Origin of the sequence: Streptomyces sp. NPDC127114, from assembly GCF_042677525.1 — a bacterium.
Lineage (GTDB): Bacteria > Actinomycetota > Actinomycetes > Streptomycetales > Streptomycetaceae > Streptomyces.
The window spans coordinates 50,599-62,569 of sequence record NZ_JBHXTJ010000029.1 but is presented as its reverse complement, the minus strand read 5'-3'; the positions used below and the strand labels follow the sequence as shown (position 1 = coordinate 62,569).

The 11,971-nt window shown below is 74.2% G+C and carries 8 protein-coding genes; 6 read left to right on the top strand and 2 right to left on the bottom strand.

Annotated elements, in window-relative coordinates:
• Positions 1-13 precede the first annotated feature (13 nt).
• A complete protein-coding gene (locus ACFVGS_RS26050) occupies positions 14-1,585 on the bottom strand; it encodes an MFS transporter (protein ID WP_384415206.1) in 1,572 nt (523 codons plus the stop codon).
• Between the two features lie 135 nt (positions 1,586-1,720).
• On the opposite strand from ACFVGS_RS26050, the gene ACFVGS_RS26045 reads away from it, so the two are divergent.
• The 3 genes from ACFVGS_RS26045 to ACFVGS_RS26035 all read left to right on the top strand — a co-directional run bounded on the left by ACFVGS_RS26045 (position 1,721) and on the right by ACFVGS_RS26035 (position 4,104).
• The gene (locus tag ACFVGS_RS26045) at positions 1,721-2,338 is read left to right on the top strand and encodes a TetR/AcrR family transcriptional regulator (protein ID WP_384415203.1); all 618 of its coding nucleotides are present in this window, start codon (positions 1,721-1,723) and stop codon (positions 2,336-2,338) included.
• A gap of 283 nt (positions 2,339-2,621) precedes the next feature.
• Positions 2,622-3,332, top strand: a complete 711-nt coding sequence (locus ACFVGS_RS26040; protein ID WP_385693843.1) for a ribonuclease HII — start codon at positions 2,622-2,624, stop codon at positions 3,330-3,332.
• Between the two features lie 142 nt (positions 3,333-3,474).
• Entirely contained in the window at positions 3,475-4,104 is a 630-nt protein-coding gene (locus ACFVGS_RS26035) for a hypothetical protein (protein ID WP_384415197.1), read from the top strand.
• Between the two features lie 439 nt (positions 4,105-4,543).
• Here the strand turns inward: ACFVGS_RS26035 and ACFVGS_RS26030 are convergent, their stop codons facing one another.
• Positions 4,544-5,170: a hypothetical protein gene (locus tag ACFVGS_RS26030; RefSeq protein WP_384415195.1), complete on the bottom strand. Its 627-nt coding sequence runs from the start codon at positions 5,168-5,170 to the stop codon at positions 4,544-4,546.
• Between the two features lie 331 nt (positions 5,171-5,501).
• On the opposite strand from ACFVGS_RS26030, the gene ACFVGS_RS26025 reads away from it, so the two are divergent.
• The 3 genes from ACFVGS_RS26025 (at position 5,502) to ACFVGS_RS26015 (ending at position 11,960) form a co-directional block, all read left to right on the top strand.
• Entirely contained in the window at positions 5,502-7,688 is a 2,187-nt protein-coding gene (locus tag ACFVGS_RS26025; protein WP_385693840.1) for a RecQ family ATP-dependent DNA helicase, read from the top strand.
• A gap of 161 nt (positions 7,689-7,849) precedes the next feature.
• On the top strand, positions 7,850-9,727 hold the full coding sequence (locus ACFVGS_RS26020) for a DUF4192 domain-containing protein (RefSeq protein ID WP_385693838.1): 1,878 nt from the start codon (positions 7,850-7,852) through the stop codon (positions 9,725-9,727).
• 178 nt (positions 9,728-9,905) lie between these two features.
• On the top strand, positions 9,906-11,960 hold the full coding sequence (locus ACFVGS_RS26015) for a glycogen debranching N-terminal domain-containing protein (protein ID WP_385693836.1): 2,055 nt from the start codon (positions 9,906-9,908) through the stop codon (positions 11,958-11,960).
• Positions 11,961-11,971: the final 11 nt, after the last annotated feature.

The following is an 11,971-nucleotide window of genomic DNA, read 5'->3' as shown; positions in this document are numbered from 1 at the left end:
CACGCCGTCGGCGTCATGCGACCGGGCCGGCGGCCTCCGCCTTGCCGCTGAGGGCCTCCAGATCGCTCTTGCGCACCCGGATCACCGCGACCGCCGTGACGAACGCGATCAGCACCATGGCGACCGCCGCGACGAACGCGGTCGATATGCCGGCCGTCAGCACCTCGTGCGACCACGGCGCCGGGAGCTGCTTCTCCTTGAGGAACTCCGCCTTCTGCGCGTCCGTCGCGTGCGCCAGGAAGTCCTGCGCCTGCCGCTCCCCCTCGTCCTTGCTCGCGGTGCCGAACACCGTGACCAGGATCGACAGGCCGAGGGAACCGCCCACCTGCTGCGTCGCGTTGAGCAGACCCGAGGCCGCGCCGGCCTCGTGCTGGGCGACGCCCGACACCGCGGTCAGGGTGAGGGTCACGAAGTTGAGTCCCATGCCGAAGCCGAAGGTGACCATCGGCCCGAGGACCCCGGTCGCGTAGGAGCTGTCCGGCGTGATGAAGGTCAGCCAGAACAGGCCGATGCCGGTGATCGCCGCACCGGTCACCATGAACGGCTTGGGCCCGAGCACGGGCAGCAGCCGCTGGGCGAGACCGGCGCCCACACCGATGGCGAGCGTCACCGGGAGGAAGGCGAAACCGGCGCGGATCGGCGTGTAGCCGAGCACGTTCTGCACGAACAGGACGATGAAGAAGAACATGCCGAACATGGCGGCGGCCAGGCTGAGCATGATCACGTACGTGCCGGAGCGGTTGCGGTCGGCGAACATCCGCAGCGGCGTGATGGGTTCACGGGCGCGCGACTCGACCACGGCGAAGGCCGCGAGCAGGATCACCGCGGAGACGAACGAACCGATGGTCAGCGAGTCCTTCCAGCCCTCCTCGGAGGCCCGGATGAAGCCGTAGACGAGCGCGGCCATGCCGAGGGTGGAGGAGAACGCGCCGGCCAGGTCGAAGCGGCCCGGGTGGCGCTCGGACTCGTTGATGAAGCGCGGCGTCAGGAACGCGATGAGCAGGCCGATCGGGACGTTCACGAAGAGCACCCAGCGCCAGTCGAGCCACTCGGTCAGCATGCCGCCGGCGAGCAGACCGATCGCGCCGCCGCCCGCGGACACGGCCGCGAAGACGCCGAACGCCCGGTTGCGTTCGGGACCTTCGGGGAACGTCGTCGTGATCAGGGCCAGCGACGTGGGCGAGGCGATCGCGCCGCCGACGCCCTGGAGGGCGCGCGCGGCGAGGAGCTGCCACGGCTCCTGGGCGAAACCGCCGAGGAGGGAGGCGGCGGTGAAGACCAGGATGCCGGTCAGGAACACCCGGCGGCGGCCGAGGATGTCGCCGGCCCGGCCGCCGAGCAGCAGCAGGCCGCCGAAGGTGAGGGTGTAGGCGCTGAGCACCCACGACAGGTCGGTGGTGGAGAAGGAGAGCGCCTCCTGGATGTGCGGAAGCGCGATGTTCACGATGGTGGCGTCCAGGACGACCATCAGCTGGCAGGCGGCGATGACGGTCAGCGCGATCCCCGGCCGGTTCGGATACCGGGCGGAGCCGGGACCCGGACTGCGGCCGGGATCGGTCTGGGTGTCCACCGGAGATGTTGTCACTATGTATCCCCCACGGAAGAATTTAGTGAACGCACTCGTTCACTGTCGCCCACGGTAGTGACTCCCCCTCAGGGAACGCAAGCGTTCACTGAGTGCTGCCGGGCGAGCCGTTCCGTCCCCAACAGAGAGGTTCTGATGGTTACTTCGCACTCCGAGGCCGCCGCTCGGCCGCAGGGGGCGGCGCCGCGACGGCGCGGCGCGGTACTGGAACGCGCCATTCTGGAGGCGGCCCTCGAACAGCTGAGCACGGTCGGCTGGAACGGTCTGACGATGGAGGCCGTCGCCTCCGGCGCCCAGACCGGCAAGGCCGCCGTCTACCGCCGCTGGCCGTCCAAGGAGGACCTGGTCGCGGATGCGCTCAGGGCCGGGCTCCCCGCCCTCGACGACGCACCCGACCACGGCGGGGTGCGCGAGGACCTCTACCAGCTGTGCGGCCGGGTGCGGGCCGTCATGTACTCGAAGCCCGGCTTCGCCCTGCGTGCGGTGCTTCACGAATGCGACCACGAGGCCGCCGACCGCTTCCACGAACTGATCACGACCGCGGTGACCGAACCCTCGCAGCGGCTGCTGCGCGAGGTGATCGAGCGCGGCATCGCCCGGGGCGAGGTACGCGAGGACGCGGCCCACGAGATCGTCTTCGACGTGATCCCGGCGCTGATGATGTACCGGTCGAAGGTGTGCGCCAGCGAATGGAGCGACGCCGAGCTCGCCGAGATGATCGATTTGGTGATGATGCCGCTGCTGCGGCGCTAGGGCGGCGTCAGGGCGCGTCGGGGCGGCGCGGGGGCTGGGCCCCGCGTCGTAATGGGCGGGGTCTGGTTCGTGAGGGAGGGCGGGGTTCGGTTCGTGAGAGGGGTCGGGGTCCGGTTCGTGAGGGGAAGGGCCGGGTCCGCGAAGGGGTCCCGCCAGTGGTCGGGGTCGGTCCGCGGGCGGTCGGGTTCCGGTCGGGTTCCGGACGACTTCCGGGCGGGTCCGGACGGCGGAGGGGTATCCGGGTACCGAGGCAGGCGCCCACCGGCGTAATCTGACAAGCGCCATGCCGTACGAACCACCCACCCACAGCGTCGAGCGCTCGATCCGGGCGACCACCGGTGCCAAGATCGTTGCCGGGATCGACGAGGTCGGACGCGGGGCGTGGGCCGGTCCCGTCACCGTGTGCGCCGCCGTCACCGGCCTGCGCCGCCCGCCCGCCGGGCTCACCGACTCCAAGCTGCTCACCCCCAAGCGCCGCACCGAACTCGCCGTCGAACTCGAGCAGTGGGTCACGGCGTACGCGCTGGGCGACGCCTCTCCGACCGAGATCGACGAGCTCGGCATGACCGCCGCGCTGCGGCTGGCCGCGATCCGCGCGCTGGAGGGCCTGCCGGTCCGGCCCGACGCGGTGATCCTCGACGGCAAGCACGACTACCTGGGCAGCCCCTGGCAGGTCCGTACGGTGATCAAGGGCGACCAGTCCTGTGTCGCCGTCGCCGCCGCCTCCGTGATCGCCAAGGTCCGCCGGGACACGCTGATGGCCACCCTCGGGACCGAGACGGACGACTGCGCCGCGTACGCCTTCGGAGACAACGCGGGCTACCCCTCGCCGGTCCACAAGGCCGCGCTGGAAGAGCTCGGACCCACCGCGTACCACCGGCTCTCCTGGGCCTACCTCGACGCGATGCCCCGCTGGCGGCACCTCAAGAAGGTGCGCCTCTCGGCCGAGGCCGCCGCACTCGAAAGCGGGGGTCAACTCGGCTTCGACTTCTGACTTCCGGCTTCTGGATTCCGGTCCCTGACACCCGGCACGGCCCTCTGCGGACCGCTCCGGCAGAACCCTTCCAGCAGTCGGGGCGCCCTTGTGCGCCCACCCGCCGGAGCCATGTGCGACGGCGTTTGATAGACATCCACCCATGCCTCTCAATCCCGAGGAGCCTCAGATTCACGAGAGCGCCCAGGGTCCCCGCGCGACCGCGGCCGCAGACCGCCCCGTGCCGACCCCCCGACCCGTACCCGGCCCGCGTTCCGCGGCCTCCCCGCGCCCGGGCCGTCCCGGCCCCGGTCCGGCCAGGCCCGCACCGCCGGTGCCCCGACCGCCCGCTGCCGGACCGGTACCCGCAGACCGTACGGAGAATCGTTCCGACCGGCGGACCGAACCGCAGATCCAGCTGATCCCCGCGCCCGTCGACGGTGCCGTCGACGCGGCCGAGGAGGCGGTGGACCTGCTCCTCGAGTCCGGCCGCGCACCCGGCGACGTCCTGGTGCTCACCACCGGCGACCAGCACCCGTGGGCGGCGCACGAGCTGTCCTTCGGCGAGGACGCCTACTGGGCGCAGCAGGACACCCGCGAGGACGTGTTCTTCGCGGACGCGGCCGCCGTCTCCCGGGCCGCCGCCCGGCCCGTGGTGGTCGTCGCCGTCAACGGCGGCACCGACGAGGCCGTCGCCCGTCGGCTGCCCGAAGCGATGCGGCGGGCGACCGCCCTGCTGATCGTCTGCGGCGACCCCGAGCGGGTCAACGCCGCGCTCGGCGCCGGCGTCTGAGACGACCCGGGCCGGGCGGATGGCGTAGAGCATCACGGCGGTCGGCCGCCTGGCAACCGACGTTCGGGCAACTGCTCTTCCGGCGACCGCCGTTACGGCAACGGCCGCCCGGGTCCCGGCCGCTCTGGCAGCGATCCCGGCCGCTCTGGCAGCGATCCCGGCCGCTCTCCAACGGTCCCGGCCGCTCTGGCAGCGGCCGGGGAGGTGGCCTCCGGGCGGGCGTCGGCCGGGCGGGTGGCGTCCGGGCGGGCATCGGCCCGGCACGTGGTGTTCGGGCGGGGTGGCCGCCAGGCGGATGGCGTTCAGACGTGTCATGCCCAGACGTGTCATGCCCAGACATGTGGCGTCCAGACGTGTGGCGTCCAGACGTCTGGCGTCCAGACGTCTGGCGTCCAGACGTCTGGCGGCCGGAGAGCCGTCGGCTCGGACCGCCGTTCCTTCAGCGGGCAGCGGCCCGGCGCAGTGGCTCGGGGGCGCCGCTCGCGATCCGCGGGACCAGCAGGTCGAGCGCCGGGTCCTCGCCCAGCGGCGTGGGCCGCGAGTCGGAACTCGGCCTGCGACCGCCCCGGCCCTCGCCGAGCACCTGCCAACCGGCGCCGGTCAGCGTGATGTAAGCGCCGCAGCGCAGCCCGTGGAGCGTGCACGCGTCCCGCAGCCCCCACATCCAGGCGCCGTCCTCCTCGGTCCACCGCTCGTCGCCCTCGCGGCAGTAGAGCAGCACGGCCGTGCGCACCGGGGCGCGCCGGCGCAGGTCGTGCGGGATGACCCGGCGCAGGTGCGCGAGGAGCGCGTTGCGGAACTCCCAGCCGTCCGCGGGGGCCGGCCGGCGGACGAACGAGGCGCTGGCCGCGAGCCGTTCCTCGTGGTCGAGCACGGCGACCACGGCCGTCGAGGGCGTGGGCCGGTGCCTCGAGTGCAGACCGCTGACGACCTCACGGGGGTTGCGCAGCAGCGGGATCCCGGCGGAGGCCCACTCGGCCGGTTCGAGCATCCGAGCGAGGCGGCTGGCCGACCCGGACGACGAGTTGACCGGAGTGGTCGAGGGCGGAGCGAATCCGAGGGTCACGATCCTCCCTTCGGATACGCGCCCGCTCCGCGGGCAGGGTCGGATGAGGGCGCACCACGGCACGGTCAACGGACCGCGTTGGGCGTGCGGGGTGGATTTCCAATTCTTCCCTGGCCCGTGCGCGGGCGGCAACGAGCAATTGAGGCCGCTGACTGGAATGAACCGGTATGACTCTCATATCCCTGCCCAGTTACCCATTGTTCACGCTCTGTTCCGTATACGGACAGGAAGCGCGGGCGTACGCCCGGTGTCGTGCGCCGTGTGCGCCGTTACGGGTGGTCACAGGCGGTGAAGTGGCCGACTGTCGGTGCCATCGGGTTGCATGGGGTGCATGGAGAACCTGGACCGCCTGGACCACCCGAACGACCCGGATCTGCGCACCGAGGCCGACACCGTCCTCGCCGAGCTGGTCGGCGACCCGGGAGGCTCCGCGCGACTGCGCGAGGACCAGTGGCAGGCGGTCGAGGCGCTGGTACGGGAGCGCCGGCGAGCCCTCGTGGTGCAGCGCACCGGCTGGGGCAAGTCCGCGGTCTACTTCGTCGCCACCGCGCTGCTGCGCCGCCGCGGCGCGGGGCCCACGGTCATCGTCTCGCCGCTCCTCGCCCTGATGCGCAATCAGGTCGAGGCGGCGGAGCGGGCGGGCATCCGGGCCCGCACCATCAACTCGGCCAATCCGGAGGAGTGGGACGCCATCCACGAGGAGGTCGAGCGCGGCGCGACGGACGTTCTTCTGGTCAGCCCCGAGCGGCTCAACTCCGTGGACTTCCGCGAGCAGCTGCTGCCGAGGCTCGCGGCCACGACCGGTCTTCTCGTGGTCGACGAGGCCCACTGCATCTCCGACTGGGGGCACGACTTCCGGCCCGACTACCGGCGGTTGAGGGCGATGCTCGCCGAACTCGCGCCCGGAGTGCCGGTGCTCGCGACGACGGCGACCGCCAACGCGCGAGTCACCGCCGACGTGGCCGAGCAGCTCGGCACCGGAGCCGGTGAGGCGCTCGTGCTGCGCGGTCCGCTGGAGCGGGAGAGCCTGCGTCTCGGGGTGGTCCGGCTTCCGGACGCCGCGCACCGCCTCGCCTGGCTCGCCGAGCACCTGGACGAGCTGCCGGGGTCCGGAATCGTCTACGCGCTGACGGTGGCGGCGGCCGAGGAGGCCACCGCCTACCTGCGGCAGCGCGGCTTCGCCGTGGCCTCCTACACCGGCCGTACGGAGAACGCCGACCGGCTGCAGGCCGAGGCCGACCTCTTGGGCAACCGGGTCAAGGCGCTGGTCGCGACCTCGGCCCTGGGCATGGGCTTCGACAAGCCGGACCTCGGTTTCGTGCTGCACCTCGGTTCCCCGTCCTCCCCGATCGCGTACTACCAGCAGGTCGGCCGCGCGGGCCGCGGCGTCGACCACGCCGACGTGCTGCTGCTGCCGGGCAAGGAGGACGAGGCCATCTGGCGCTACTTCGCCGACACCGCCTTCCCTCCCGAGGCGCAGGTCCGCCAGACCCTCGCGGCGCTCGCCGAGGCGGGCAGGCCGCTGTCCGTGCCGGCCCTGGAGGCGGCCGTCGACCTGCGCCGCAGCCGCCTGGAGACCATGCTGAAGGTCCTGGACGTGGACGGCGCGGTGAAGCGGGTGAAGGGCGGCTGGATCTCGACCGGCGCCCCTTGGACGTACGACAGCGAGCGCTACGCCTGGGTGGCGCGGCAGCGGGCCGCCGAGCAGCAGGCGATGCGTGACTACGTGGACACCACCGAGTGCCGGATGGAGTTCCTGCGCCGGCAGCTCGACGACGAGGGCGCGGCGCCCTGCGGCCGCTGCGACAACTGCGCGGGACCCTGGGCGGATTCCGCCGTCTCCGCCGAGACCCTGACCGCGGCGGAGAAGGAACTCGACCGCCCCGGAGTGGAGGTCGAGCCGCGCCGCATGTGGCCGACCGGGATGCCGGCCCTGGGCGTCGACCTCAAGGGGCGGATCCCGGCGGGCGAGCAGTGCGCCACCGGCCGCGCGCTGGGGCGGCTCTCCGACATCGGCTGGGGCAACCGGCTGCGCCCGCTGCTTGCCGAGCACGCGCCGGACGGCCCCGTGTCCGACGACGTGCTGCGGGCCGCGGTGGCGGTGCTCGCCGACTGGGCCCGGTCTCCGGGCGGCTGGGCGTCGGGCGCGGCGGACGCCGAGGACCGGCCGGTGGGAGTGGTGGCCCTGCCGTCGATGTCCCGGCCGCAGTTGGTGGGTTCGCTCGCGCGCGGCATCGCGAACGTCGGCCGCCTGCCGTTCCTGGGCGCGCTGACGTACACCACCGAGGACGGTGCGTACGCGGCCCGCCGCAGCAACTCCGCCCAGCGGCTGCGGGCGCTCTCCGGGGCCCTCACCGTCCCCGAGGAGCTGGCCGCCGCCCTGCGTGACGCACCCGGCCCGGTGCTGCTCGTGGACGACTTCACCGACTCCGGCTGGACCCTCGCCGTCGCCGCCCGCCTGCTGCGCCGCGCGGGCAGCGGCCCGGTCCTGCCGCTGGTCCTCGCGGCGGCGGGCTGACGCGTGGAGTGACGGGGGCGCCGCGCGAGGGCTCCATCATCCGGCTACGAGTGACCGGGTCGCCACCCCTGTGGATAACTCGCACTTCCGGCATGAACGCCTCAACCGGCAGTTATCCACAGGGGTTTCGCGATCGCGGCGATCGCGGGATCGTCGTGACCATGAACACGAACCACCACGATTCCCATGGATCCCACGACTCCCACGACTCGCATGGCTCGCGCGGATCCCGCGGCTCTCGCGGATCTCACGGCCCGTCAGCAACCGAGCAGATCACCCTGCGCGGCCCGGCCGAACTGGCCGACGCCCTGCCGTTCATGCTCGGCTTCCATCCCAGCGACTCCGTCGTCCTCGTCGCGCTCCACGGTGAGCACGGACGTTTCGGCGGTCGGGTCAGGGTCGGCATTCCTGGTTCGCCGCGCGAATGGCCCGCCATCGCCGAGCATCTGGCCGAATGCCTCGTCGAAGGCTCCGGCCGGCGCGGCGACCGCCCCGACGCCATCGTCGTCTTCCTCTGCCAGGACCCAGGGCCCGGCGAGACGGGCCGACGGGTGATGGAACGACTGCGTCCCTTCGCGCAGCGCCTGCGCACCGCCTGCGGGGCGCTCGACATCCCGGTCCTCGAAGCCCTCTGCATCTCCGACGGCCTCTACTTCTCCTACTGCTGCCCGGACGCCCGCTGCTGTCCGCCCGACGGCACACCCCTGGCCCTTTCCGGTACGTCGGTGATGGCAGCGTCCGCCGCCTACGCCGGCATCCAGGTGCGCGGCACCCTCAAGGAGATGGAGGCCCGGCTGAAGCCGGCGGGGACCGAGGACGAAGCGGTCCACCGAGCCGCGCTGAACGAGGCCGCGACGGTCATCGTCCCGCGGATCCTCGACGGGCCCGCGAGCGGTGTCGGCCGGCGGGAGACGCGCGAGACCACCCTCGGCCTGGCCCGGTGCCTCATCGAGCGGTTCGCCGGGTCGCGCGAGACTCCGGTATCCCGGCCCACGGGCAGCCCGGGCGTCGCACGGCCGGGGCTCACCGGTCATGTGCTCACGATCCCTCCGGCGGGCACGGCGACGTCGGACGCCAGGGACGACGGTCTGCTCACGCCCGACGAGGCCGCCACGCTGATCCTCGGACTCCAGGACCGCGACACCCGCGACCAGGCAGCCGAGTGGATGGAGGGCCCGGAGGCCGCTCCCGCGCTACGGCTCTGGCGCGCCCTGTCGCGGCGTTGCGTGCCGCCCTACCAGGAGTACGCGGCGGCCCCGCTGACTCTCGCCGGCTGGGTCGCCTGGTCCACCGGCGACGAGCCCTCCGCCCGGGTCGCCCTCGGACTCGCCCTCGAGGCCGACCCCGACTACCTCTTCGCCCGGCTGCTCCACCAGGCGTGCAACGAGGGGCTCGACCCCGAGGCGCTGCGCGAGTGCCTGCGCAAGGAACGCGACGCGCGCCTTGCCGCCGAACGGCGGCGAAGGGTGGACACCAGGGAACCCGCCCTCGATGCCGGCTTCGATCCCGGCCTTGGTCATGCTTCCGGCTCCGGCGTCGACCTCGGCAAAGCTCTCGGTCCAGGTTCCGGCGCCGACACCGGCACCGGCACCGGCACCAGGACCGGCATCGACATCGGCACTCTCGGCGGCTCCGATTCCGCCACCGGGGCCGGGGCCGGGGCAGCGGACGACCTCGACCTCCGCAACCGCTCTGTCGCCGGTCCCGACGCCGGTAAGGGTGCCAGTGCCAGTGCCAGTGCCGGTTCCGGTGCGGGTCACCACGCCGACGCTGGTCCCGATGCCGGTCCCGACACCGGTCCTGGTGCGGGTGCCGACCGCAGCGGGCCGTCCGACCGTCGCGGGTTGTCCGACCGCGGCGGCGCCCGCCCGAAGAGTCCCGCGGTCTCCGCGGCGGCGCGGGCCCTGCAGCGGCAGCGGGCGCGGCAGACGGCCCGGCGGGCGGCACGTCGGACAGGGGCGCGGGCTGCCGAACTCCGTTCGCCCCGGAAGGCCGCGGTGCGGCGGCCCGGGCGGCGTGGGGCGAGGAGCGGGACATGAGGGCCGTGACCCGTCGGGCCGGAGCGGCGTTCACCTCTGTGGCGGTCCCGCAGGAGCCGAGCCGCCGACCCCCGGCCGGACCGGCGGACCGCCGGGACCGGCCGCGAGGACCCGGTCACGGCCCCGTCCGGGCCCTGCCGGGCCGTCAGGACCGCACAGAGAGCGCCGCGCACCCGCCATGGCCCCCAGCCCCGCCCAGGCCCCCGGACCCTCCACCGGACACCCGTCCCACCCGGGAGCGCCACCACACGGACCGGGCGGTGCGGCGGCCCGGCACGGCGAGTTGCCGGCCGCCCACGACGCCCTCGTCGGTGTCGCCCTGCCCGCCCTCGCTGTCAGCCCACGGCACGGACAGCTCACCGGCGCCGGCTTCGAAGGAGTGTTCCTCGCCGGGCGCAGGCTCCTCTCGCGCTGCGTCCTGCGCGTCGCAGGACGCGAACCGCTCCCGCTTCAGAGCCGCGCGTCCGGTGCCGAGCGAGCCGACTTCGTGGGTGTCCTGCGCGCGCCCGGGGACCTCGGGCCCGACCCCGGCCTCGTCGTCGAGCGCAGCCGCGACGCGGACGGGACCGAGCGGATCACCCTGCGCAGCTCCGCCCTCCGGCCGGTGCGGATCCCCGTGGAGCTCGCTCTGGGCACGGATCTCGCGGATCTGGGCGCGGTGGCGGCCGGGCGGCCGGGGCCCGAGCTCTCCGCCAGTGTTCACGGCACCGGACTCCGCTGGACGGCCGCCGACGGCACCGCCGTCACCGTGTCGGCCGACCCGCCGCCCAGCGACGCGCTGGGGGCGGCCGGAGTGCTCCGCTGGGACGCCGAACCGGCTCCCGGCGCCCCCTTCGTCCTCACCCTCCGTGTTCGCGGCGAGCGCGCCGGCCGGCAGCAGCCGCCCGGTTCGGGGCGGCCCGGTGGGCACGTCCTCGCCGACGCCGCCGCCGAGGGCGACGATCCTCGCCTCGGTCCGCTGCTGCGCGCCTGCGTCGCCGATCTGCGCGCGCTCCTTCAGCGCGATCCCGCGCATCCCGCCGACGTCCACCTCGCGGCCGGGATCCCGTGGCGCTGCGGACCTGTCACCGCCGAGGCCCTGTGGGCCGCGCGCATGGCGCTCCCGCTGGGCACCCGGCTCGCCGCGACCACCCTGCGGGCCCTCGCCCGCACGCAGCTCGGCGGCACCGGCCCCGGTGCCGGGCGCATCCCCGGGCCGCTCCGGGACGCGGGCCCTCTCCTGCCGCCGCGGTGCACCGGTGTCGAGGCCACGCTCGCCTTCCCCGCCGTGCTGGCCGAGGCCCGGCGCTGGGGACTGCCGGAGCAGGACCTCGCGGAACTGCTGCCCGCCGCGGAGCGCTGTCTCGACTGGCTGCGCGGCGTCGTCGACGACAGCGGATTCGTGCCCGACCCGTGGCCCGCCGGGCCCGCGCGGGCCGAGACGCAGGCCCACGCGCACCGCGCGGCCGTGCTCGGTGCCGATCTGCTCGACGCCTGCGGGCGGCCCCGTGGGGACGGGTGGCGGGAGTGGGCCCGTGCGCTGCGTGAGCGGTTCCGCGCCCGGTTCTGGCTCGACGACCCGGCGGGCGGCCGTCCGCTGCTCGCCCGTCTGCCCGACGGCCGGCCGGTGCCGCAGCTGGGCGGCTGGGCCGCGCATCTCCTGGACACCGGGCTCACGGCCGCCGGCCGGCCCGCGCCGGGGCTGCTCGACAAGGCGCGGACGGAGCGGCTGGCCCGGCTGCTCGCCTCCCCGGCTCTCGACTCGGGCTGGGGGCTGCGCGGGCTCGGCGAGAAGGAGCCCGGCTATCAGCCGTTCGGGCACCGGTCGGGAGCGGTGCGGACCCACGAGACGGCGATCGCCGTCGCGGGGCTCGCCGCGGCCGGGCACGAGAGCGAGGCCGCCGCTCTGCTGCGCGGCGCACTCGACGCCGCGGAGGCCTTCGAGTTCCGGCTGCCGGAGATGTACGCGGGGGAGCGGCGTACGTCCGGTGCCCCGCCGGTGCCGCACCCGGCCGCGTGCCGTCCCGCCGCGGTGGCCGCCGCCTCCGGTGTGCACCTTCTGACCGCCGCTCTCGGGATCCGTCCCGACGCCCCGGGCCGCACGGTCGCACTGCATCCCGTGCGCTCGGCCCCGCTCGGCGAGGTGCGGCTGTCGGGCCTGGTGGTCGCCGGTGCTCCGTTCGCGGCCCGCGTCGGCCGGCTCGGTCTGGGCATGGTCGAGGAGGCGGCCGCGGGCCTCCAGCTGGGTGTGTGACCGCAGCGGCG

Excerpts from the sequence above, each read along its gene's own strand:
- ACFVGS_RS26040 (WP_385693843.1), top strand. The coding sequence starts at position 2,622 with ATGCCGTACGAACCACCCACCCACAGCGTCGAGCGCTCGATCCGGGCG.
- ACFVGS_RS26015 (WP_385693836.1), top strand. The coding sequence starts at position 9,906 with ATGGCCCCCAGCCCCGCCCAGGCCCCCGGACCCTCCACCGGACACCCG.
- ACFVGS_RS26045 (WP_384415203.1), top strand. The coding sequence starts at position 1,721 with ATGGTTACTTCGCACTCCGAGGCCGCCGCTCGGCCGCAGGGGGCGGCG.
- ACFVGS_RS26020 (WP_385693838.1), top strand. The coding sequence starts at position 7,850 with ATGAACACGAACCACCACGATTCCCATGGATCCCACGACTCCCACGAC.
- ACFVGS_RS26025 (WP_385693840.1), top strand. The coding sequence starts at position 5,502 with ATGGAGAACCTGGACCGCCTGGACCACCCGAACGACCCGGATCTGCGC.
- ACFVGS_RS26035 (WP_384415197.1), top strand. The coding sequence starts at position 3,475 with ATGCCTCTCAATCCCGAGGAGCCTCAGATTCACGAGAGCGCCCAGGGT.